A 22936-nucleotide genomic window follows, 5' to 3' on the forward strand; every position below is an offset into this window, starting at 1 on the left:
TCTTCCTGATGAACTCTATTTCACCAATCGCTGAAGCGACGGGTGATCGGAATTGGCGGCGTCGGCGAGTGGCGTGTCGTCCTCGGCCATTTCACGCAATTTCCCACGCAGCATGGCAGACATGTCTTCCGCCTTCCAGCGCCGCACGAGCGCCATCGCTTTTTCGCGGTCGATGGAGCGATAAATATGCACAAACTCACGCAGGCTGTCGCGGTTGGTGTCGATAGGCCCCAGAATGGCAGTCATGACGAGATAGCATTCTGCAGGCGACAATCCGAGCGCCTTGAGTGCAATCGGCAGATGCGAATCCGGCCACTGTCCGATGATCGCGTCGGACCGTTCAAAGGACAGGTCTAGCGTATCGGCCAGCGCATTGCGGAAAAACTGGCTGTCGATCAGCAGTGCGGTATCGATGAGATGCTGTGAGCCGGTAGTTGCGCCAGCCTCGAAGAAAGGCTGTTGCAACGCGCGTGCCAGTCGTTCGGAACTGTCTTCCTTCATCAGCGGCGCTCTGGCCGCAGAAAGGTCGGGTACATCCGGCCTTTCGAGCGGTTCGGCCTCGATATTGGCGAGATTTTCCTGAAGGGTCAGCGTGCGATCGATGACCGGATCGGCGAAACTGCGCAGCACGCCTTGCAAAAGAACGTCACCGGACTGGCGTCGCGCAATGGCGCGCGCATGGGCAAGACCGTTCTTGCCGATGATCTCGATGAGGTCGGAAGGGCGCAGAAGGGGAGAGCGCAACAGGATCGGTGCGGAGATTTCGACGGGGTCGTCGGCCAGCGTCAGAATGAGGCGGCGCGGTGCGTCTTCCAATTGTGCCAGCGCATTGGCTGCATGACGCTTGCCGCGGGTGGACGCGCATTGCAGTAGCGGCATGGCGAGATCTTCAAGCTGTTGCATGTCCTGCCGTCCGGGGCGCGTGATACCCGCGAACGCCGAAATCGCGGCCGCCAGAAGGTCGTCCGCCTTGCTGCTCCCCGCTTTTGAATTCGACGGGCTCCGGTGGCCTGAAATATCCTCCAGGGCGCGGAACTGATCATTTGTCACGCAGAATACTCCGGTAGGCACACAACTCACCCGTCCCAAATTGCAGATCGCGCATCCGGCAGCAGCCGGTCAATGCGGAAGTGCTCCCCGCATGGGTCGGTATTCCGGATAGTAGCGTTGAAGCCTTAGCAACTCATTAACCGTGCCATAAAGAAACAGCATTTGGCTGGGGTAATGCCTGACGACTTTTGGGGCAGGCAATTAGAGCCCTTCAAACGGAGCGCATTCCGCCTCCGCAAAGAAGCGCCGCACTTCCGTGTTCCACGTCGCGTCAGGCACGAAAACGCGCAGCACGGCGGCACCTTCGCCGATATTCTGCTCAATCAGGATGGAACGTGCATCGGCTTGCGAACCATCCGAGCGCAGACTTGCCATGCCGATGGGATCGGCAAGGATCAGATCGAGCTTGCGTTCGTTGGAAACGCTGTCGTTGAGGCTATAGAGATTGTCTCCGTTGGGCGCATAGATCGAGAGCGACCAATAGGGCACATTTGCCCCGGTCGTGATGTGCACGGGACCATCGGCAAGATCGAAGCGACAGGTGGCTTCCTGTACCAGCGGGTCGCTGTCGCTGACCGGGCCGGTCTTTTCGTCCAGCCTGTGGAAACGGTATGGCTCGCTTCCGGTTTCGATCCGCGACCAGGCGTTCTTGTCGGAATAGAAGGGAACGAGGAAAAGAACTGCGATATGCACAATCGCGGCACCGACGATGCCGAGGAGAACGAGGTGGAGAATTCTAGCCACGGCACGCCCCCTTGTTTGCACCCGGAACACGGGTGAGACCTGGCATCACCAGATCGGAGAGGCCGGAGGATGATGCCGCAGGCGTATCATAGAGCGTCATGACAAGAACGAAATCGCCGCTTCCTTCCACTGGCAACCAGTTGCCGGAAGCTGCATCGGGGCCGATGGTGATCGTGACGCTGCCGTCATCGTCATAAAGCACTTCGCGGGAATGCAGCGCTGCCTGCAGTCCTTCGCGCGGCGGGATCGGTTCGAGATCAGGTGAGGCGGGAAAGACGGTCCAGAATCGGGCCGGTGGCGTCAAGCCACTCTGGCGATAGGTGCAGCCGCGCCGGAGGGTGCGCCCGCTATTGTCGCTGCGCGCATAGAAGGGCAGGCCTTCAGCCGTTCCAAGCGCCAGATAGGCTTTGCGAGCAGCCCGAGCCTTGGAATAGGGGTCGGCATCGGGTGTGCCTGCCGCCGGATAGGCGCTCCAGACCCCGACACGAAGTTCTCCGAAACCCTCAAACCGGTCGAGAACCTTGTCGACGCTCCAGATGCCGCCGCCAAGCGCCAGCACAAGCACAATCGCCGTGTTGAATATCCTTTTGAACATCGCCCCTCAGAGTACCGATATTTTCGTGCGTTCGGCGATCTTAGGCAGAGGCGGAGCCGCAAGGAAGCGGTCATGCAGTTCTTTGATAACTTTTGTCGACATGGGCGAGAGTATGCGCGGCGGTGCTGCCATGGTTTCTTCCGGCTTGGCATTTGCCACTTGCGGCTCGCTCTTCTTGGGCGGCGCCGGGAAAGGCGGAGTAACGCCGGGTATTGGCTTCAACTCGATATTCTGGTGCGCGTAGGCCATCATGCGCTGCCAGGCCATGGCTGGCAGGATGCCGCCGGTCAGGTCTTTCATCGGCGTGAAATTATCATTGCCGAACCAGACAGCCGCCGTGAAATTGCCGGTGAAGCCGACGAACCATGCATCGCGATAGTTCTGTGTCGTGCCGGTCTTGCCACCGACCCGCGTCATCGGCAATGCCGCCCGGCGTCCGGTGCCGCGTTCGGGCACCTGCACCAGCATGGAATTCATTTCGAGTGCGGCCTTTTCCGACAGCGCCCTGTGCGGCTTCGGTGCATCGCGACCAAAGTCCCACAAAACCTTGCCTTCCGACGAAACGATCTGCGTAAATGCATGACGGTTACCGGCCATGCCCGCATTCGGAAACACGTTGAAGCCGGTGGCCTGATCCATCACCGTCATTTCCGATGTGCCGAGCACCATGGTCTTGTGTGACGAGATCGGCGATTCCACGCCCATCGCCTTGGTGAGGGCTACGATGGGGGCTGTGGTCAGATAATCGCGCGCCAGCCGCACCGGTACGCTGTTCAATGAACGGACAAGTGCGGTCGTCAGGTCCACACGACCGGCAAAACTGCGGCCGTAATTACGAGGCGACCAGTTACCCCAGCTGATCGGACCATCCGAAACGATGGTGCTGGGCGTCAGGCCCTTTTCCATCGCTGCCGCGTAGACATAGGGCTTGAAGGACGAACCGGCCTGCCGCAATGCCTTGGTGGCGCGGTTGAACTGGCTTTCGCCGTAGTCCCGCCCGCCAACAAGCGCACGGACGGACCCGTCATTGGCAATGACCACGGTCGCAGCTTCTGCAGCATTATAATCCTTGCCGAACTGGCGCAGATGATACTCCAGTGATTCCTCTGCCGCCTTCTGCAGGTTGCGGTCGAGCGTCGTGCGCACGATCAATGTGTGCTGTGGAATTTTGGCAGCGACCTTTTTCACCTCCTCGAAAGCCCAGTCGAGGAAGTAATCCGGGCTCTCATTCTTGGCGCGGTCGATGACGCTTGCCGGATGACGGCGTGCAACGGCCACTTGTCCGTCGCTCAGGAAGCCGCTTTCAACCATGTTGGAAAGCACGACATTGGCACGCGCACGCGCTGCGGGCAGATTGACATGCGGCGCAAACTTGGCGGGCGCCTTGAAAAGGCCGGCCAGCATTGCGGCTTCTGCCAGCGAGACATCCTTCACGCTTTTGCCGAAATAGAATTCCGAAGCGGCAGCGATACCGAAGGTTCCGCCGCCCATATAGGCGCGGTCGAGGTATAGCTGCAGGATCTCCTTCTTGCTGAGATTGCTTTCCAGCCAGAGCGCGAGGAAGGCTTCCTTGATCTTGCGTTCGATGGTGCGCTCGTTGGAGAGAAAAAGGTTCTTGGCAAGCTGCTGCGTGATGGTCGAGCCGCCTTGCACGACACCATTGGCGCGCATGTTCTGGCTGAGTGCGCGGGTCAGGCCCCAGAAATCAATGCCGTAGTGGTCGAAGAAGCGCCGGTCCTCAGTGCCGAGCACAGCCTTGATGACGTGATCCGGCAATTCGTCGATGGGCACGGCCTGACGATGTAGAATGCCGCGCCGGCCGATTTCATTGCCGTAGCGATCGAGGAAGGTAACGGCATAATCGTCCTGCGCGCGCCAGTCCTTCTTGGTTTCCTCGAAGGCTGGCAGGGCGAGGACGAGCATCAACACCGCACCGCCAACGCCGAGCGTAAACCCTTCATCGAGAACTTCGACCACGAAACGCCGGAAGCCGCGCACGCGAAAACGCCGTGAGAAAATGGTGATATTTTCCCACCACTCGCCGAGATTGTAGCGCAGGCTGTAGAGAGTGGAATCGATCCATGCGTCAAGCCCGATCAGGCGCGATGCCCTGAAGGGTTTGCGCTTCTCGCTTTCGGGGTCTTTATCTGCCGTTTTACGCATGAACACTGACTTCGGCATGGTTGGTTTCGGAGAAAGGCGAAATTACCGTTCCATCATAGCAGATAAATAAGCCACACCTCATGTGAAATGGTTAAGGCGCTCGCAGCTTTTTGGCGTCAGGAATAAAATCAATTATAGGAAAATAATCCTTGACTGCGTAACGCTGCTTCGCTAGGTTTCATATACAATCAAAGAGTTCTGACTAATCAGGTTTATCTCCCTTCGACGCATGCAAACATCACCCTGAAAAGCTGTGGAGGCTTTTCAGGGTGATGTCTTTGAGGCCACTGGTCGAGGATAAAGTTTTTGCCGCAAAAATCGTAATGAGACATTGGCCAATTTGGGTCTTCTTCTCTTCGGACAACGAAAAGATGATCTCGCGCCGCGCCGCAAGTGCAACAAAACTCCCGATTAAACTCATGAGGCGGAGTTCAGTGGGGCAGTACACTTGCGGAGTAGTTTTCATAGACAGAAAAAATGCGATGCGGTTGGCATCTGGTTCTGCAACATGAAAGGAAACCATCATGATTGACCTTAAGGATGCAATATTTACCTCTGAGGTTACGTGGATCTGGTTCGCCAAGATGGCGGGTGCAATGGCAGGCTCTTTTATGTCGCTCGCCTATATGGCTCCGCGAGGAAAGCGAGAAGCTGCGATCCGTTTCGCGGTCGGCGTGATCTGTGGCATTGTTTTCGGTGGCGCAGCGGGCGTCAAGATTTCAGAAGTATTGGCTCTTGGAGGATTGCTTGGCCGGGAGGAACTGATGTTGATAGGATCCGCGGTTACAAGCTTGGCGGCGTGGTCGGTTCTCGGGGTTTTTCAGCATTTGTCCGAACGACTGAAACATGCGCCTATACCCGGGCTACTTCCTGAAGAAAAAGAAAGGATGACGAATCCTGACGATGGATGAAATCGTAAAATACTGTTCTCGGCGTTCAAGGGGAGTTTGGCAGCCACCTTTCGGGAATCAAGTGTCCCCCTAGCTGTTTTGCTATAGAGGAAGCAAAAAGCAGTCAGACCTAGACACTTGTCGATATGTCAGAAGACAGACCGATCTCGTCCATGGCATTCCTGTTTAGTGTTGTATGGGTCTGGGCAAGGAACGGACATGTAGGTTCAGTCGTCCTCCGCATGTCGACAATAATTCCCCAGAAAGAAAGGCTCATTGGTTGAAATAGAGGATGGCCTTGGTCGATCCTGGTTCAACTGGTTTCGTTTCGTTTCGTTTCGTTTTTTAATCATTCTCTAGTGCTTCCGGAACCGCAACCGTCTTGATCGATCAGGATGCTTTAACGGAAATTCTGCTACAACAGGTGACCGCAATTGTCGGAATTGTTACGGTATTCGGTCGTATAGAAGGCACTTCACGCATTTCATAATTTCACAAAGCGTGATAGTCAGGGGCTGAATTTTCCTTTGGGCCCGGAAGAGGAATGGTTGTTCATGCATCGTTCAGCTGTGGGGCGCTATATAAGGCGGCATGATGAAACAAAATTCTGCACTCAAAGTTTTCGCGCTTCTAGCGGTTAGTATTGGCTTGCTGCCGGTCGATGCCGGTGCCTTGCCGATGACTGCGCCGCAGAAATCCAATCTCATTGTCGCTGCCGCCGGAGATTGTGCGGCGGTCGGCGAACAGGTGGCTGCCCAGCAGGGCGGTCAGCTTGCCAAGGCCACCGCCACGACTCAGAACGGGCGTCCCATGTGCGTGGTCGTGGTGCTTGTGCCAGGCCGCGATGGCGAGCGTCCACGCCGCGTTGAAGTGGCTGTTCCCGCTCAATAACTACAGCTTTTGCCGCTGTTTTTCGTAGATTGAGGGAGAATGTCCGCTTGCGTATCCTGATCGTTGAAGACGACAAGGACCTGAACCGGCAGCTTTCCGAAGCAATGGCTGCTGCCGGTTATGTGGTCGACCGTGCCTATGACGGCGAGGAAGGGCATTATCTCGGCGATACGGAGCCCTATGATGCTGTGGTGCTCGACATCGGCCTGCCACGTATGGATGGCATCAGCGTCGTGGAGCGTTGGCGGCGCAGCGGGCGTACAATGCCTGTTCTCATGCTTACGGCCCGCGATCGCTGGAGCGACAAGGTTGCCGGTATTGACGCCGGAGCCGACGATTATGTGGCCAAGCCCTTTCATATCGAGGAAGTGCTTGCGCGGTTGCGCGCGCTGATCCGCCGCGCTGCGGGACATGCTTCGTCGGAACTCGTCTGCGGGCCGCTCTATCTTGATACGAAAACGTCGAAGGCAAGTGTCAACGGCGTTGCGCTCAAGCTTACCTCGCACGAATATCGGCTTCTGTCCTATCTGATGCACCATATGGATGAGGTGGTCTCGCGTACTGAACTGGTCGAACATCTCTACGATCAGGATTTTGACCGCGATTCCAATACGATTGAAGTCTTTGTCGGTCGCTTGCGCAAGAAAATGGGTGTCGACCTGATCGAGACCGTGCGCGGCATGGGCTATCGCATCCGCTCTGAAGAGGGCGGGGACGAAACGAAAGGCGATGACAGCTGAAGCTTCTTAGCGTCTTTCCTCCGCTACGTTCGCTCGCAGTCCGCGTCGTTACTCTTTCGACGATCTGGGTCATCGTGGCACTTGTGGTGGTGGCGACTTTCATCGGCTCACTTTATGGCGAAGCTGCGCGCAGCAATTTTGAACGCCTGTTGACCGCCCACCTGTTCAGTCTGGTCGGTGCCGTCAGCACGTCGGGCGAGGGCTCCTTGCAGGGGCGCCCGGAACTGGGCGAATTACGCTATTCCAGCCCGCTCTCCGGTTGGTACTGGTCCGTCGATCCCGTCACGCCGAACCTGACCGGAAAATTGCAATCGCCATCGCTGATAGGGCGCATCGTACCGGAAATGCCGGTCTCGCAGGCACCCTTCGACAGTTCCTTCATGCGTAGCTACACCTTGCCCGGCCTCAACGGCGAGGAGCTCTTCATCGTTGAAACCGAAGTGGTTCTGGATTCTGCCAATCGCGTTGCGCGTTTTCGTGTCATGGGCAATCTCAGCGAGGTTCTGAAGGAGATATCCGATTTCAGAACCAGCCTCGCGACCTATCTGGCGATTTTCGGCATCGGCAGTATCCTCATCAATGCCGCTGTGATCCTGTTCGGCCTGCGTCCGCTCGACAAGGTGCGTCAAACGCTGGCCGATATTCGCGAGGGACGTTCGTCCAAGCTCGATGCGTCGCTGCCTGTCGAAATTGCGCCGCTCGCCAGTGAAATGAATGCGCTGATCGAAAACAATCGCCGTATTGTCGAACGGTCGCGAACGCAGGTCGGCAATCTCGCCCATTCTCTCAAAACTCCGCTTTCCGTGCTGGTCAATGAAGCACGGAGCATGGGTGGTGAACATGGACGCATTGTTCAGGAACAGAGCGAGGCGATGCAGGTGCAGATACAGCACTATCTGCAGCGCGCGCGCATTGCCGCGCAGCGTGACAGTGTGGTGTTCCGTACACCTGTGACGCCGGTTCTCGAACGCATGCAGCGCGTCACGGCGAAACTCAATCCGGCTTTCAGCGTTAACTTCAGGAATGAACTGCCCAATGCGGTCTTTGCTGGCGAAAGGGAAGATCTGGAAGAGATCGTCGGGAATCTGCTGGAGAATGCGGGCAAATGGGGCCGCAAACGTATCAATATCGGGCTTGCCCCTATTTCTGGGGAGCAACGGCAGTTTGAAGTCCTGATAGAAGATGACGGTCCAGGTCTGGCATCAGACAATATCGAGGCAGCGCTGAAGCGCGGCAGCCGCGTCGATGAAACAAAACCGGGAACGGGGCTTGGGCTGGCAATCGTGCAGGATACCGTTCGCGAATATGGCGGCAGCCTGCATCTGGGCAAGAGTGCGTTTGGTGGATTGGGTGTTCGGGTCGTGTTGCCGCTGACGGAAGATTGAAGGTTGTTTTTGGTCGAAAGCCAACTAGAAGATAAACTGAAAAAGTCACATGCCGATATAGTGTGCATGCTAATTGTTCATGAAGGCCGGTTGTTATGATGATGGTATCCAGGTTTTCTCACCCAGTTTCAGTCGCTTCGATGATGCTTGCCGTGGCGCTCGCATTGTCAGCCTGTGGCACGACCGGCAAGGGCACTGGTCTTGCTTCGCTGGGCGGTGGTTCTACGGAACAGAAGCCCGAAACCAGCCTGTTGACGTCTCTTGGAAACGGTCTCCTTGGCAGCGCCGCAAATCAGCTGAACGCAGCCGACCGCAAGAAGGCCCTTGAGGCTGAATATCGTGCGCTTGAATATTCACCGGCAGGCAAGGCCGTATCCTGGAGCGGGAGCGGGTCGAATTCCGGCGACGTGACGGCGGCGCAGCCTTATCAGGTCGGCTCTCAGAATTGCCGCCAGTATTCGCACAGCTTCAACATCGGCGGGTCGCAGCAGACTTCCCGTGGAACAGCATGTCGCAATCCAGACGGCAGCTGGACTCCTCTGACCTAACTCTCGCGTCCTACCTTTGCGGCGAATTGCCCTAGGTAGCAACTTACTGCAGGTAATAGTTGGTTTTTCCCTTGGCTGCGCTTAAGTCGTAGCCATGGGATTCTGGCTTATTGCAGCATTACTGACATTGGCAGCCACTCTGGCTGTTTTGTTGCCTCTCACGCGGCGCAAGCAGGCATTCTTGCCCGCTGAAAAGAACGATCTTGAGGTCTATCGGGATCAGTTGCGCGAGGTCGAAGCCGACGCTGCACGCGGCATGATCGACCCGCAGAGCGCCGAACAGGCACGCATCGAAATCTCGCGTCGCATTTTGAATGCTGAAAAGTCCGGCAAGGAAGCTGCGGAAGCCGCGGGCAAGGCAGTGCCGGGCCGGATGCTGGCTTTCATCGCCGTGCTTGCAGTGCCGCTGATCGCCTGGGGCATCTATCCGCTTTTCGGCAAACCTGACATGCCTTCCATGCCGCTCGCCGAACGGCTTTCGGCCAGTGCGGATCGCGGCTCTGTCGATGAACTGGTAGCGCGTGCCGAAGCGCATCTGGCGCAAAATCCGGGCGATGTGCGTGGATGGGACGTGCTGGCGCCGATCTATCTGCGGCTTGGTCGCGCCGCTGATGCCGTCAATGCCTATCGCAGCTCCATTCGCATCGCCGGTGAGAATTTCCCACGCGTTTTGGGATTGGGTGAAGCACTGGCAACCGCTTCGGGCGGCACCGTGACCGCCGAGGCTGAAGGCTTTTTCAAGAAAGCTGCCGATCTCGAACCGAATGATGTTCGCCCGCAGTTCTACCTCGCACAGGGCGAGATGCAGGACGGTCGTATGGATATAGCCGCCAATCGCCTGCAGGCGTTCCTCGACAAGGCGCCGGCCGATGCGCCGTGGCGCGGTCAGATCGAACAGGCTATCGCCCGGCTTCGTAACCCTGCTTCCAACGGTGAACAGCAGCCGAAAGGGCCGACAGCGGATGATGTCGATGCCGCTTCGTCGCTCAGCCCGGAGGACCGGCAGGCGATGATCGAAGGCATGGTTCAACGTCTTGATGAAAGTCTTCGCCAGAATAGTGGGGATGTCGAAGGCTGGAAGCGTCTCGTGCGCTCCTATATGATCCTCAACCGTCGCGATGCAGCGCTGGACGCTCTCAATCGCGGCATGACAGCCCTTCAGGGCGAAAGCCGGACGAACTTGCAGAGTTTCGCAGCCGGTCTTGGACTGGAGACAGGGAACGCACAAAAATGAGCGCGACCGCAGAAGACAACGCACGTGGTGCCAAACCGGCGGGTAATTTTGCCCGAACCGTCAGCCAAAGAAAGCGCAAGCGCCTGTTCCTGATCGGCGGCGCACTGGCGGTTCTGGCCGTAGCGGTTGGATTGATGCTGATGGCCTTTAGTCAGGACATTCGCTTCTTCCGTACACCTGCCGACCTGACGGAACAGGATATGGCCTCCGGCTCGCGGTTCCGTCTCGGTGGCCTCGTCGAGGAAGGGTCCGTCAGCCGCGAGGGCAGCGAGCTGCGCTTTACAGTGACCGATACGATCAAGACCGTGAAGGTCGTGTTCGAGGGTATTCCGCCTGATCTCTTCCGCGAAGGGCAGGGCGTTGTCGCCGAAGGGCGCTTCGGAGACGATGGCGTGTTCCGCGCCGATAATGTGCTGGCGAAGCACGATGAGAATTACGTTCCCAAGGACCTTGCCGACAGCCTGAAGGAAAAGGGCGTCTGGGAAGGCAAATAAAAACTAGGGCATTTCGTATCGGACCGGTGGTCCGATACGAAATGCTTGATGGAGACTGCAGATGAGTGTCGAGATCGGCCATTTCGCTCTGGTTCTGGCACTGGCCCTGTCGATTGTCCAATCGATCGTGCCGGTGGTTGGTGCGCATCGCCGGGATACGCAGCTCATGTCAGTCGCGGCGCCGACGGCAATTGCAGTCTTCGCGTTGATCTGCCTTGCATCGGCGGTGCTTGTCCATGCCTATGTCGTGTCGGATTTCTCGGTCCTGAACGTGGTTGAGAACTCGCATTCGCAAAAGCCGCTCCTCTACAAAATCACGGGCGTCTGGGGCAATCACGAAGGCTCAATGCTGCTGTGGGTGTTCATTCTCACCTTTTTCAGTGCGCTGGTCGCTGCATTTTCTGGCAATCTGCCTGAAACATTGCGCGCCAATGTCCTTGCCGTGCAGGGCTGGATCGGTGTCGCATTTCTGGCATTCATTGTGTTCACCTCGAACCCGTTCACCCGCATTTTTCCGGCTCCGATGGAGGGCGGCGATCTCAATCCGATCCTTCAGGATATCGGTCTCGCGATCCATCCGCCGCTGCTCTATCTCGGCTATGTCGGTTTTTCGGTATGCTTTTCCTTTGCCGTAGCGGCACTGCTCGAGGGGCGTCTCGATGCTGCATGGGCGCGCTGGGTACGTCCGTGGGCCCTCGTGGCCTGGATGTTCCTGACTGGTGGCATCGCCATGGGTTCTTACTGGGCCTATTACGAGCTTGGCTGGGGCGGCTGGTGGTTCTGGGACCCGGTCGAAAACGCTTCGTTCATGCCGTGGCTGGTCGGCACCGCATTGCTTCATTCGGCTCTCGTGATGGAAAAACGCTCGGCGCTGAAAATCTGGACCGTGCTGCTTGCGATCCTCACTTTCTCGCTGTCGCTGCTTGGTACATTCCTTGTCCGCTCCGGTGTTCTGACCTCGGTTCACAGCTTCGCCACCGATCCGGGGCGCGGTCTTTTCATTCTGGCGATCCTTGCAATTTTCATTGGCGGATCGCTGTCGCTTTTCGCATTTCGCGTGCAGAGCCTGACGGCAGGCGGCATTTTCCACCCGATTTCGCGCGAAGGCGCGCTCGTCTTCAACAATCTGTTTCTGACGACCGCTGCCGCAACTGTGCTGATCGGTACGCTCTACCCGCTGCTGCTGGAAGTGATGACCGGCGACAAGATTTCCGTCGGCGCACCGTTCTTCAACATGACGTTCGGTCCGCTGATGATCCCGCTTCTTTTTGCGGTTCCCTTCGGCCCGCTGCTCGCCTGGAAACGCGGTGATCTTTACGGCGTGTCGCAGCGGCTGATGACAGCTTTCGCGCTCTCGCTTCTGGCTGCGGCGATCGTTCTGTGGAGCACATCGGCGAAATCGGTTCTCGCTGCCTGCGGTATCGGGCTTGCCGTATGGCTGATTTTCGGCAGCCTGACGGATCTTGTTCTCAAGTCTGGCATCGGCAAGGTATCCGCTGGCAAGGCAGTTGCGCGCTTCAAGGGTTTGCCACGTTCGGTCTTTGGCACGGCGCTCGCCCATATCGGGCTTGGCGTAACGCTGCTCGGCATTGTGAGCGTGACCACGTTTGGCACTGAGAATGTGTTGATCATGCGTCCGGGCGACACGGCCAAGGTGCAGAATTACACACTTCGCTTCGACGGCCTGCGCCCGCTGACCGGTTCGAATTTCACCGAAAACCGGGGCACTTTCACGCTGCTCGATTCCAGCTCGCGCAGTCTCGGGCAGATTGAGCCGTCCAAGCGCTTTTTCCCAGCACGCCAGATGCCAACAACTGAATCGGGCATCAAAACCCTGTGGTTCAGTCAGGTCTATGTCGCGCTTGGCGATGAACCGGGCGATGGATCAGCCGTCGTTCGCATCTGGTGGAAGCCTGACGTGACACTCATCTGGTATGGCGCTCTCGTGATGATGGTGGGTGCGCTGTTTTCCCTTGCAGATCGTCGCCTGCGGGTTGGCGCACCTTCGCGCAGTCGCAAGTCCGCGTCGAAAGAAGCGGAGGCCACAGCATGAGAAAGCGCTCGGCATTTGCGGCGCTCCTGCTCGGTGCTGCTCTGGCTATTCAAGGGACGGCGGCGTTCGCAGTTAATCCGGATGAAGTCCTGTCCGATCCGGCGCTTGAAAAGCGCGCCCGAACCATTTCCGGCGAACTGCGCTGCATGGTCTGCCAGAACGAATCCATCGACGATTCCAATGCCGAGCTTGCCCGCGATCTTCGCGTTCTCGTCCGTGACCGGCTGAAAGAAGGCGATAGCGACGAACAGGTCATGGATTTCATCGTCGACCGTTACGGCGAATTCGTGCTCCTGAAGCCGCGTCTCAATGCGCGCACAGTGCTTCTGTGGGGCTTTCCTGTCGCCGTGCTTCTGATCGGTGCGGTCGCGCTGGTTGTTGCCTTTCGCGGACGCAAACAGGCAGACGAAGCGCCTAAACCGCTCACCGAAAGCGAAAAGGCGGAACTCGCGCGTCTGCTGGACGGAAAATAAGCGCTGGTCGCCTGCGGTTGTTATTCGTAACCTTACGAAACTTTCATGTTGTGGAAACGGAGCGGTAAGGTAGCCCTGACTATCTTACGCTCTATAAAGGTTTCACAGGTCCACGTTTCCTGAAGGATCAGGGACGGCCGGATTGCTGCTCGTAAGGAGAAATAAATGTCCAGAGCCAGGATTTCCAACTATCGCAAAGGCGTTGCCGCGATTGCACTATCGGCTGTTCTCGCCGGTGGTTTTGTCGCGACCGGCCCGCTCGGTGCGCTCAATGACGCCCGCGCGGAAGCCGTGCAGGTAACGCCACCACCGCAGGCTGCGGGTTTTGCCGATCTTGTTGAGAAGGTTCGTCCGGCTGTCGTCAGCGTTCGTGTAAAGAAGGACGTGCAGCAAACTGCTGATCGCGGTGGCAGTGGCCAGTTCTCGGGCCCTCCAGGATTTGATCAGCTTCCGGACGATCATCCGCTTAAGCGCTTCTTCCGTGATTTCGGCATGGACCCGCGTGGCGATGCACGTCCCGACGCTCGCCCGGATCGCCGCGGCCCCGGCAAGCGTGGCCCGCGCCCCGGTCATGAACGTCCGGTCGCTCAGGGTTCCGGCTTCTTCATTTCCGAAGACGGCTATGTCGTAACCAACAATCACGTCGTTTCCGATGGCGATGCATATAGCGTTGTCATGGATGACGGCACGGAACTTGACGCGAAGCTGATCGGCACCGATCCGCGCACAGATCTGGCCGTGCTGAAGGTCAACGATCCGAAGCAGAAGTTCACCTATGTTGCATTTGGCGATGACAACAAGATTCGCGTCGGTGACTGGGTCGTGGCTGTCGGCAACCCGTTCGGCCTTGGCGGCACGGTGACGTCGGGTATTGTATCGGCTCGTGGCCGTGATATCGGCGCCGGTCCTTACGATGACTTCATCCAGATCGACGCGGCTGTGAACAAGGGTAATTCCGGTGGTCCGGCCTTCAACCTGTCTGGTCAAGTGATCGGCATCAACACCGCCATCTTCTCGCCTTCGGGCGGCAGCGTGGGCATTGCCTTCGCAATCCCGGCCTCGACCGCGAAGCAGGTTGTTGACCAGCTCATCAAGAAGGGCTCGGTGGAACGTGGCTGGATCGGTGTTCAGATTCAGCCGGTGACGAAGGATATTGCTGCTTCGCTCGGCCTTGCCGAAGAGAAGGGTGCAATCGTTGCGTCGCCGCAGAAGGACGGTCCTGCTGCCAAGGCGGGCATCCAGTCCGGTGATGTGATCACGGCTGTCAACGGCGAAACCGTGCAGGATCCGCGCGATCTGGCGCGCAAGGTTGCTGGCATTGTTCCTGGCGAAAAGGCGGCACTCACCGTCTGGCGCAAGAACAAGGCCGAGGAAGTCGATATCACCATTGAAGCGATGCCGGGCGATCTCGGCAAGGCGGCCAGCGCCTTGGGCGACAATGGCGGTGGTCAGAACGAGACCCTCGACTCCTATGGCCTGACCGTGACCCCGTCCGAAGACGGTAACGGCGTAGTGGTAACCGATGTCGATCCCGACAGCGATGCCTCCGATCGCGGTATCCGTTCCGGCGATATCATCATGAGCGTCAATAACCAGACGGTGAAGAGCGCCAAGGATATCAACAACGCCATCAGCGAAGCCGCCAAGTCGGGTCGCAAGGCAGTGCTGCTGCAATTGCAGAGCAACGATCAGAGCCGCTTTGTGGCCCTGCCGATCGATCAGGGATGATGACCGGCAGCCCCTTAAGGCTCTGAGCAATTCGATGCCAGGCGGTTCTCCGCCTGGCATCGCCTTATCATCAAACGGTATTATAAGTAGCGCCATGAAGATTCTCGTTATTGAAGATGACCGCGAAGCGGCCCGCTATCTGGAGAAGGCCTTCACCGAGGCCGGACATTCCGCCGATATCGCCGGAGACGGCGAAACCGGCTATACGCTGGCCGAGAATGGAAGCTACGATGTCCTCGTAGTCGACCGTATGCTGCCAAAGCGCGATGGCTTGTCCGTCGTGGCTGGTCTGCGCGCCAGGGGTATGGAAACCCCGGTCCTGATCCTTTCCGCGCTCGGCGAAGTGGATGACCGCGTCACGGGCTTGCGCGCCGGTGGTGACGACTACCTGACCAAACCCTATGCATTTTCCGAACTGTTGGCTCGCGTCGAGGTCCTGCAGCGTCGTTCCAGCCCGCGTGAGGCGGACACGATCTACCGCGTCGGTGATCTGGAGCTTGACCGGCTTGCGCATACTGCGCGCCGTCAGGATGTAGATATCACGCTTCAGCCCCGCGAGTTTCGTCTTCTCGAATATCTGATGCGCCATGCCGGACAGGTCGTCACGCGCACGATGTTGCTTGAAAACGTCTGGGATTATCACTTCGATCCGCAGACCAATGTGATCGACGTGCATATCTCGCGGCTGCGTTCGAAAATCGAGAAGGGCTTTGACGGTCCGCTGCTTCATACTGTGCGTGGCGCCGGTTACATGTTGAAGGCAGGGCGAGCGAAACAATCTGCAGCTGCCAAGGTGGATTGATGAGCCGCTTCTCAGCGCTCATGCGCACAACCGCTGTTCGACTATCAACGCTCTATCTGCTGCTCTTCATCGTGGGTGCGATAGCGTTGGTTTTCTACATGACCAATTTATCGGCCTCCATGCTGGCAGCGCAGACCCAGCAGTCGCTGGGCGAAGAAGTCGGCAGCATCGGCAAAAGCTATGCGCGAGGCGGCATCCCGCAGCTCGTGCGCACAATCGACTATCGTTCACGCCAGCCAGGTGCTTACCTCTATCTGGTGGCCGACCCGACAGGCCGCATCCTTGCAGGCAATGTTGAAAGCGTAGAACCCGGTGTTCTGGACACCGATGGCGTTATCGAGCGCGGGTTCAAATATCGGCGCTATGGCGAGCAGGGCACGGAAACGGAACATCGCGCCATTGCAGTCGTGATTGCCTTGCCGAACGGCATGCGGCTTCTGGTCGGTCGCGATCTGGGTGAACCAGAACGGTTCCGCGATGTTATTCGCCAGTCGCTGATGCTGGCGCTGGGCATCATGGGTGTTGGCGCGCTCTTGATCTGGCTGGTAGTCGGGCGCCGTGCATTGAAGCGCATTGATGAGGTTTCGCGGGCGTCGCAGCGCATTATGGATGGCGATTTGACAGGGAGGCTTCCGGTCAATGGTTCTGGTGACGAGTTCGATCGTCTGTCAAGCAATCTCAATGTCATGCTCGGCAAAATTCTGGAACTGAACGAGGGGCTGAAACAGGTCTCCGATAATATCGCACATGATCTTAAAACGCCGCTGACGCGTCTGCGTAACCGCGCGGAAGAAGCTCTTTCCGGCAAGAAGGCGGGGCCTGAATATCGTGAAGCGCTTGAAGATATCATTGGCGAGTCGGATCAACTGATCCGGACCTTCAACGCGATCCTGATGATTTCGCGTCTTGAAGCAGGTTATTCGTCCGAAAGTCTGGAGAATATGCCGGTAGCGCCGATCCTTCGCGACGTGGCCGAAATGTATGAGCCCGTTGCCGAGGACGTGGGCGTGAACCTGACACTTGGCGATCTCGATGAAGTTGCGCTTCATATCAATCGCGAACTGGTCGGGCAGACGATTTCCAATCTCGTGGACAATGCAATTAAATATGCCGGTGGCGATGAGCGGACCGCGACCGTGAATCTTTCGATGGAACGTGATCCGAACTGGGTCCGCATCATCGTTGCCGATAACGGTCCCGGTATTCCTGAAGAAAAACGCGAACAGGCAACGGAACGTTTTGTCCGTCTTGAGGAAAGCCGCACACAGCCCGGCTCGGGACTCGGTTTAAGTCTTGCCAAGGCTGTGATGAAATTGCACGGTGGCGCACTTCGTCTTGAAGGCAATGATCCGGGCCTGCGCGCCGTGCTGGAGTTCCCGTTGCCATCGGACAAGGTCGAATAATGGCGTGACTTAAGAGGGGATCATGGCGGCAGAAAACGCAACGGCACTATTCTTCGAGAGAGAGATTCGTGCTTTGACGCCGCTTGATCCCCCAAGGGCGGAAACCTTTCTGGCCGACCTTGCGGTGCGCGCCGGAGAAGAGGGACTTACAGGTGTCGTAGCCTTGTTAAAAAAGGCAGAAGCTGAAAGTTTTTTCTCCGCCGTTCTCGATCTTTCTCCATTCATTCGCGAAGCGCTGACCCGTCATCCGCGTATTCTTGATCGCATCGTCGCCAAAGCGCCGGAGGCTGCACTACAAGATATTCTGGCGGAAATCTCCGCCAGTGCTGCAAGCGCGGACGTGATGGAAGCCTCCCTCATGACCAGCCTGCGCGTTTTGAAACGCGAGGCGCATGTCCTGATCGCACTTTGTGATCTCGCTGACATTTTCAATACGGAAGCAACGACAGGCTGGCTCACCGATCTGGCCGAGGCCTGCACTGGCGCTGCCATCCGGTTTCTGCTGCTTGACGCTGATAGTGCGGGCAAGATCAAACTTCCTGACCGAAACCAGCCCGACAAGGACAGTGGCTGGATTGTTCTCGGCATGGGCAAGTTCGGCGCGCGGGAACTCAATTACTCGTCCGATATTGATCTGATCGTCTTCATCGATGAAACCAGACCGGCTATCGGTGATCCGTATGAATGCGTCGAAACTTTTTCACGGCTGACGCGCCGCCTTGTCCGCATCCTGCAGGACCGTACCGGCGATGGCTATGTCTTCCGGGTCGATCTTCGCCTGCGTCCCGACCCCGGTTCCACGCCGCTGGCCATTCCTGTCGGTGCAGCACTTCATTATTACGAAGGGCGCGGCCAGAACTGGGAACGCGCAGCCATGATCAAGGCCCGGCCCGTTGCGGGGGACCGCGAATCCGGAAAGCAGGTGCTGGCGGAGCTCTCCCCCTATGTCTGGCGCAAGTATCTCGACTATGCAGCCATTGCAGACGTGCACTCGATCAAGCGCCAGATTCACGCCCACAAGGGCCACGGCGATATTGCCGTGCGCGGGCATAATGTGAAGCTCGGACGCGGCGGCATCCGCGAAATCGAATTCTTCGTTCAGACGCAGCAGCTCATCGCTGGCGGACGATTTCCCGAATTGCGCGGCAACCAGACGGTGCCGATGCTCGCACGACTGGCGGAGCGGGGCTGGATCACCGAGAAGGCGCGCGATGCCTTGGCAAAGGAATATTATTTTCTTCGTGACGTCGAGCATCGCATCCAGATGATTGCCGATGAGCAGACGCATATTCTGCCGGAAGACGATGAAGGCTTTGCGCGTGTCGCCCATATGATGGGTTATGCTGATCCGGCGGCCTTTTCCGATGTTTTTCTCGATGCGCTCAAGGTCGTTGAAAAGCACTATGCGGCCCTGTTCGAGCAGGCTCCCGAACTTGGAAGCTCATCCGGCAATCTGGTCTTTACCGGCGATGTGGATGATCCGGGCACGCTGGAGACGCTCGCATCCATGGGCTATGAACGCCCGAGCGATATATGTCGCGTGATCCGCACGTGGCACTTCGGGCGTTATCGTGCCACACAATCGGCAGAAGCGCGCGAGCGTCTGACCGAGCTTACGCCCGCTCTACTCAAAGCCTTTGCCGAAACCAAGCGTGCGGATGAAGCACTCTTGCGTTTCGATGGTTTTCTAAAGGGCTTGCCCGCGGGCATCCAGCTGTTCAGCCTGTTGCAATCCAATCCCCGTCTCCTGAACCTCCTCGTGATGATCATGAGCGCTGCACCTCGGCTTGCCGAAATCATCACCCGTAACCCGCATGTTTTTGACGGTTTGCTTGATCCGGCGATTTTCTCGGAAATGCCGACACGCGCCTATCTGGAAGAACGCCTTCGCGTGTTTCTGGGACCTGCGACCGATTATGAGGAAGTGCTGGACCGGCTGCGCATCTTCGCTGCCGAGCATCGCTTCCTGATCGGTATCCGCTTGCTGACGAGCGCCATTGATGGCGTGCGCGCTGGTCGCGCATTTTCCGATCTGGCTGAACTGATGATCGGTAGGGCATTCGAGGTTGTCGAAGCCGAACTGGAGCGACGCCACGGCAAGGTGAAGGGCGCCAAGGTGGCTCTCCTGGCTATGGGCAAGCTCGGCAGTCGTGAACTCACAGCTGGCTCCGATGTGGATCTGATCCTGCTTTACGATCACGACAAGGAGACGGACGAATCCGATGGCGAGAAGCCACTGGCTCCCTCGCAATATTATATCCGCCTGACCCAGCGGCTCATTGCGGCACTTTCCGCGCCAACGGCGGAAGGCGTGCTCTACGAAGTCGATATGCGGCTGCGCCCTTCCGGCAACAAGGGGCCGGTTGCGACCCATATCGAATCCTTTGGCAAATATCAGCGCAGCGAAGCATGGACATGGGAACATATGGCCCTGACACGCGCGCGCCCGATCCATGGCGACGAGGCCTTTATGGATCACATCAGAAGCGAGATTGACGAGGTTCTTGTCGCCCCTCGCGATGTGAAGAAGATTGCCAAGGATGTGCGCGAGATGCGCGACCTCATCTATCAGGAAAAGCCACCTGCCGATGATTGGGATTTCAAGTTGAAGCCCGGCGGCATTGTCGATCTGGAATTCATCGCTCAGTTTGCCGTGCTGGCCAACAAGCTCGACCGGAAGCCACGTCCCTTGGGTACTGAGGAAATCCTGTCAGCCCTCGACCCGTCCTTTGCTGATCCGGCGCTTGCCGATAATCTTGTCGGCGCCCATCGCCTTTATACCAATCTGAGCCAGACGATCCGTCTGTGTCTTGGAGGCGATGCCAAGCGTGAAGAATTCATACCTGGCATGATCGACCTGCTATGCCGTGCGGCTGACATGCCCGATATAAAACGTGTCGAGCATCACCTGGCGGAAGTCGCCGTTGAAGTGCGGACAAGTTTCGAGAAGCTTTTGAATATTTAGAGCAGTTCCAGCAAAAGTGCGAAGCGTCTGCGCGAGAAAATCAGTTCACTGGACTGATTTCTGTTCCCGCTTCAGTGCGTGGGATAATGCGACGAAGCAAAAACTTAGAGCAGTTCCGGCTACTCCGTTTTAACTGGAACCGCTCTAATCAGGCCGCGTGGATTTCCGCACCATGTCCAACGTGACCGCGCTTGCGATCAGGGATGCAGACCGAAACCACGGTGCCAACGCCTTCGGTCGAGCGAATGCGAAGCCAGCCGCCGTGAAGCTCAGCCAGTGAACGGGTGATGGCAAGTCCGAGACCGGAACCGGTATGGGTCTTGGTGAACTGGTTTTCCACCTGCTCGAAGGGCTGGCCGATCTTCTTGATTGCCGATTTCGGGATGCCGACGCCGGTATCCTGAATCGTCATGAAAAGAGCCGAGCCGGTCTTGCGTGCCCGCACCGTGATCTGTCCGCCATAGGATGTGAACTTCACCGCATTGGAGAGAAGGTTGATCAGCACCTGCTTGATCGCGCGCCGGTCGGCATAGAGCTGCATTGCTTCTTCAATGCGCGTATTGACCGCAATATTCTTCTCATCCGCCTGCAGCGAAATCATACGTACTGTTTCATTGATGAGCGGGCAGAGATCGATCTGCTCACGGTCCAGCGAGAAATGGCCGGCCTCGATCTTCGACATGTCGAGAATATCATTGATGACGTTGAGCAGGAAGTTGCCGCTCGTATGGATGTCGTTGATATACTCCTCATAGCGGTCGGAACCGAGCGGACCGAATGTGCCTGCCTGAATCATTTCCGAGAAACCGATGATCGCGTTGAGCGGCGTACGCAGCTCATGGGACATATTGGCGAGGAATTCTGACTTGGCACGGTTCGCAGCCTCGGCGCGTTCCTTTTCCTGACCGTATTTGCGGGCAAGTTCGGACAGCTCACGCACGCGGTCCCGTTCGCCTTTGCGCGCAATCGACAGGTCGTGAATAGTCGCCATCAGGCGGCGTTCGCTGTCGACCAGACGTTCCTGATGCAGCTTGAGCTGGGTAATGTCGGTGCCGATGGAAACAAGCCCGCCATCTTGCGTGCGGCGTTCATTGACCTGAAGCCAGCGTCCGTCGCTGAGCTGACGTTCGAAGGTCTGGCCACCGGCGCGATTGTGTTCATTGGCCATGCGGCGCTCGAAGGTGAACGGGCGCGTATGGGCATCGACCTCGTTGCGCGGCACGCCGGGTTTCAGCGTCCAGACGGGAAGGCCAGCATATTCACTGAACTTGGAATTCGCCATGACGAGGCGATTGTTGGAATCCCACAGGATGAAGGCCTCAGAAATGTTCTCGATGGCTTCGCGGATGCGCATGTCGGCTTCGGCCGTCTGCTGCGCAAAGCGGTGCTGTTCGCTGACATCGAAAGCAATGCCGACCAGATGAAGATCGCCTTCGCTGGCGATTTCGGCGCGAACGCGCATCCACACCCATGAACCATCGGCATGGCGCATGCGGAAGACGCGGTCAACGTGCGAGATATCGCCCGCGGCGGCCTGTTCGGCGATGGAATAGAGGTCGCCATCTTCCGTGTTGATGATTGCAGCCACATCGCCGAAAGGCAGCACTGCATCCTGCGCTTCGTAGCCCAGCATCTCATACATGGAGCGCGACCAGTAAATGCGACCGCGTGCCATGTCCCAATCCCACAGGCCGCAGCGACCGCGCCCCAGTGCCAGATCGATACGGCGCTGGATCTGGCCGGAAAGATCGTCGGCCTCGCGAGCTCGCGCCGCTTGGCTGAAATAGGCGTAAAGGATGGCGAACATCACGCCGGTCGTGCCTGCGAAGAGTGTCACATTGAGCGACACTGCCCGGCGCCATTCCGCAAAGATCGTGCTTTCCGGTTCGACGGCGATAACGGAATAGGGCAGGGTCATCGGCTTGGACAAGGCGCCGAAAGCCGGTTCACCTTGCAGCATGACTTTCAGCACGCCTGCACGTTCTGCAAACAGGAATAACGGCTGCGCTTCGGTAAGGATCGTATCGACCGGCTTGCCGGACAGATCGGATATCGGGCCGGATATTGCGACCACGGAGGATTGCGGGTCGATGACGGCAAGCGTCATGCCGGACGAGGACAGCCCACGCGAGCGAAACTCCGCCATTGTGTCCTGAATATCCTTCGCGGCGATCTGTGCGCCCGCGTCGGTGCCGTTGGCAACACGTTCGATCATCTGTGCAAGATTGGCGGTTGCAGCCGACAGAAATGCCTTATGCTGCTGCTCGATATCTTCCCGCCACGCCAGCATCGAAAAGACGCGCGCTACGCCGAGAATAATCAGAAAGATAATGATGAGCGCCGGAACGAGGCGTCGCAGGATAGGCTCGATTGAGATGAACTTGCCATAGGCCGGACCAGCAAGAAGACTGACATGGCCCGAGAGCTTGCCTTTCCTTCTTTTCCGACCGGATTCGCAATGCGTCCCCGCCGGCGCGCCATACGCGTCGGTGCTCGCCATATAATGGTCCCTCGTGAATTCCCTGCGAGTGAAGTGATTCGGAATACGCCACCTCCGAATGTCATCAATGAATCAAAAGTGATTCGCGCTGTCCAGCGAATTCGTTAACGAGGCGTAAAAATCGGGGTTTTATCAGCCGATTTATTCATGAATCTCAAGCTCTTAAGTGGAATCGATATTGCATCTGATTCGCCTAAAGGCATGAAAAGACTCATGAAAGCTGACCGTCCACTGCCTCTGCGTTCATCAGCATGAAAAGGCTCGTTCCGATTGCCGGT

19 protein-coding genes are annotated in these 22936 nt (G+C 57.6%); 13 read left to right on the forward strand and 6 right to left on the reverse strand.

Annotated features, from left to right (window positions below; genetic code table 11):
* Positions 1-15: 15 nt before the first annotated feature.
* The 5 genes from LJ361_RS03230 to LJ361_RS03250 form a co-directional block, all read right to left on the reverse strand.
* A complete protein-coding gene (locus LJ361_RS03230) occupies positions 16-1050 on the reverse strand; it encodes a DUF2336 domain-containing protein (protein WP_010661586.1) in 1035 nt (344 codons plus the stop codon).
* A gap of 201 nt (positions 1051-1251) precedes the next feature.
* On the reverse strand, positions 1252-1794 hold the full coding sequence (locus LJ361_RS03235; protein WP_012092451.1) for a hypothetical protein: 543 nt from the start codon (positions 1792-1794) through the stop codon (positions 1252-1254).
* Positions 1787-2389, reverse strand: a complete 603-nt coding sequence (locus tag LJ361_RS03240; protein ID WP_264812694.1) for a DUF1214 domain-containing protein — start codon at positions 2387-2389, stop codon at positions 1787-1789. Before LJ361_RS03240 ends, LJ361_RS03235 begins: the two co-directional genes overlap by 8 nt.
* A gap of 6 nt (positions 2390-2395) precedes the next feature.
* Positions 2396-4570 (reverse strand): penicillin-binding protein 1A, encoded by a 2175-nt coding sequence (locus LJ361_RS03245; RefSeq protein ID WP_264812695.1) that lies wholly within the window; start codon positions 4568-4570, stop codon positions 2396-2398.
* A 220-nt stretch (positions 4571-4790) separates the two neighbouring features.
* Complete coding sequence (locus LJ361_RS03250) at positions 4791-5078, reverse strand: hypothetical protein (RefSeq protein ID WP_264812696.1); 288 nt, start codon at positions 5076-5078, stop codon at positions 4791-4793.
* Between LJ361_RS03250 and LJ361_RS03255 the strand changes: the two genes are divergently transcribed.
* The 13 genes from LJ361_RS03255 to LJ361_RS03315 all read left to right on the forward strand — a co-directional run bounded on the left by LJ361_RS03255 (position 5077) and on the right by LJ361_RS03315 (position 20158).
* A complete protein-coding gene (locus LJ361_RS03255; RefSeq protein ID WP_264812697.1) occupies positions 5077-5463 on the forward strand; it encodes a DUF6107 family protein in 387 nt (128 codons plus the stop codon). The two genes, LJ361_RS03250 and LJ361_RS03255, sit on opposite strands and share 2 nt — an antisense overlap.
* A 573-nt stretch (positions 5464-6036) precedes the next feature.
* The gene (locus tag LJ361_RS03260; protein WP_010661592.1) at positions 6037-6333 is read left to right on the forward strand and encodes a hypothetical protein; all 297 of its coding nucleotides are present in this window, start codon (positions 6037-6039) and stop codon (positions 6331-6333) included.
* Positions 6334-6380: 47 nt separating this feature from the next.
* Positions 6381-7073, forward strand: a complete 693-nt coding sequence (locus LJ361_RS03265; protein WP_010661593.1) for a response regulator transcription factor — start codon at positions 6381-6383, stop codon at positions 7071-7073.
* 74 nt (positions 7074-7147) lie between these two features.
* Positions 7148-8458 (forward strand): ATP-binding protein, encoded by a 1311-nt coding sequence (locus LJ361_RS03270; RefSeq protein WP_264812698.1) that lies wholly within the window; start codon positions 7148-7150, stop codon positions 8456-8458.
* 95 nt (positions 8459-8553) lie between these two features.
* Positions 8554-9006, forward strand: coding sequence for a membrane protein (locus LJ361_RS03275; RefSeq protein ID WP_012092444.1), 453 nt, complete (start codon positions 8554-8556; stop codon positions 9004-9006).
* A gap of 94 nt (positions 9007-9100) precedes the next feature.
* Positions 9101-10240: a c-type cytochrome biogenesis protein CcmI gene (ccmI, locus tag LJ361_RS03280; protein ID WP_043062632.1), complete on the forward strand. Its 1140-nt coding sequence runs from the start codon at positions 9101-9103 to the stop codon at positions 10238-10240.
* Positions 10237-10734 (forward strand): cytochrome c maturation protein CcmE, encoded by a 498-nt coding sequence (gene ccmE / locus LJ361_RS03285; protein WP_010661597.1) that lies wholly within the window; start codon positions 10237-10239, stop codon positions 10732-10734. The genes ccmI and ccmE overlap by 4 nt, the downstream gene beginning before the upstream one ends.
* A 61-nt stretch (positions 10735-10795) precedes the next feature.
* The gene (locus tag LJ361_RS03290; protein WP_010661598.1) at positions 10796-12787 is read left to right on the forward strand and encodes a heme lyase CcmF/NrfE family subunit; all 1992 of its coding nucleotides are present in this window, start codon (positions 10796-10798) and stop codon (positions 12785-12787) included.
* Positions 12784-13260, forward strand: a complete 477-nt coding sequence (locus tag LJ361_RS03295) for a cytochrome c-type biogenesis protein (RefSeq protein ID WP_264812699.1) — start codon at positions 12784-12786, stop codon at positions 13258-13260. Before LJ361_RS03290 ends, LJ361_RS03295 begins: the two co-directional genes overlap by 4 nt.
* 165 nt (positions 13261-13425) lie before the next feature.
* Positions 13426-14988 carry a Do family serine endopeptidase gene (locus LJ361_RS03300; protein WP_029925303.1) on the forward strand — a complete coding sequence of 521 codons (1563 nt, stop codon included), beginning with the start codon at positions 13426-13428 and terminating at the stop codon, positions 14986-14988.
* 94 nt (positions 14989-15082) lie between these two features.
* Positions 15083-15790, forward strand: a complete 708-nt coding sequence (locus tag LJ361_RS03305) for a response regulator transcription factor (RefSeq protein ID WP_010661601.1) — start codon at positions 15083-15085, stop codon at positions 15788-15790.
* Positions 15787-17193 carry a sensor histidine kinase gene (locus tag LJ361_RS03310; RefSeq protein WP_264812700.1) on the forward strand — a complete coding sequence of 469 codons (1407 nt, stop codon included), beginning with the start codon at positions 15787-15789 and terminating at the stop codon, positions 17191-17193. The genes LJ361_RS03305 and LJ361_RS03310 overlap by 4 nt, the downstream gene beginning before the upstream one ends.
* Positions 17194-17215: 22 nt before the next feature.
* Positions 17216-20158 (forward strand): bifunctional [glutamine synthetase] adenylyltransferase/[glutamine synthetase]-adenylyl-L-tyrosine phosphorylase, encoded by a 2943-nt coding sequence (locus tag LJ361_RS03315; RefSeq protein ID WP_191192400.1) that lies wholly within the window; start codon positions 17216-17218, stop codon positions 20156-20158.
* Positions 20159-20306: 148 nt separating this feature from the next.
* Here the strand turns inward: LJ361_RS03315 and LJ361_RS03320 are convergent, their stop codons facing one another.
* Complete coding sequence (locus LJ361_RS03320) at positions 20307-22658, reverse strand: PAS domain-containing sensor histidine kinase (protein WP_036585818.1); 2352 nt, start codon at positions 22656-22658, stop codon at positions 20307-20309.
* Between the last annotated feature and the right edge of the window lie 278 nt (positions 22659-22936).

The organism is Brucella sp. JSBI001 (genome assembly GCF_026014005.1).
Lineage (GTDB): Bacteria > Pseudomonadota > Alphaproteobacteria > Rhizobiales > Rhizobiaceae > Brucella > Brucella anthropi.

Excerpts from the sequence above, each read along its gene's own strand:
- LJ361_RS03255 (WP_264812697.1), top strand. The coding sequence starts at position 5,077 with ATGATTGACCTTAAGGATGCAATATTTACCTCTGAGGTTACGTGGATC.
- LJ361_RS03290 (WP_010661598.1), top strand. The coding sequence starts at position 10,796 with ATGAGTGTCGAGATCGGCCATTTCGCTCTGGTTCTGGCACTGGCCCTG.
- LJ361_RS03305 (WP_010661601.1), top strand. The coding sequence starts at position 15,083 with ATGAAGATTCTCGTTATTGAAGATGACCGCGAAGCGGCCCGCTATCTG.
- LJ361_RS03315 (WP_191192400.1), top strand. The coding sequence starts at position 17,216 with ATGGCGGCAGAAAACGCAACGGCACTATTCTTCGAGAGAGAGATTCGT.
- ccmE (WP_010661597.1), top strand. The coding sequence starts at position 10,237 with ATGAGCGCGACCGCAGAAGACAACGCACGTGGTGCCAAACCGGCGGGT.
- LJ361_RS03320 (WP_036585818.1), bottom strand. The coding sequence starts at position 22,658 with ATGGCGAGCACCGACGCGTATGGCGCGCCGGCGGGGACGCATTGCGAA.
- ccmI (WP_043062632.1), top strand. The coding sequence starts at position 9,101 with ATGGGATTCTGGCTTATTGCAGCATTACTGACATTGGCAGCCACTCTG.
- LJ361_RS03295 (WP_264812699.1), top strand. The coding sequence starts at position 12,784 with ATGAGAAAGCGCTCGGCATTTGCGGCGCTCCTGCTCGGTGCTGCTCTG.
- LJ361_RS03245 (WP_264812695.1), bottom strand. The coding sequence starts at position 4,570 with ATGCCGAAGTCAGTGTTCATGCGTAAAACGGCAGATAAAGACCCCGAA.
- LJ361_RS03250 (WP_264812696.1), bottom strand. The coding sequence starts at position 5,078 with ATGATGGTTTCCTTTCATGTTGCAGAACCAGATGCCAACCGCATCGCA.
- LJ361_RS03240 (WP_264812694.1), bottom strand. The coding sequence starts at position 2,389 with ATGTTCAAAAGGATATTCAACACGGCGATTGTGCTTGTGCTGGCGCTT.
- LJ361_RS03260 (WP_010661592.1), top strand. The coding sequence starts at position 6,037 with ATGAAACAAAATTCTGCACTCAAAGTTTTCGCGCTTCTAGCGGTTAGT.
- LJ361_RS03275 (WP_012092444.1), top strand. The coding sequence starts at position 8,554 with ATGATGATGGTATCCAGGTTTTCTCACCCAGTTTCAGTCGCTTCGATG.
- LJ361_RS03300 (WP_029925303.1), top strand. The coding sequence starts at position 13,426 with ATGTCCAGAGCCAGGATTTCCAACTATCGCAAAGGCGTTGCCGCGATT.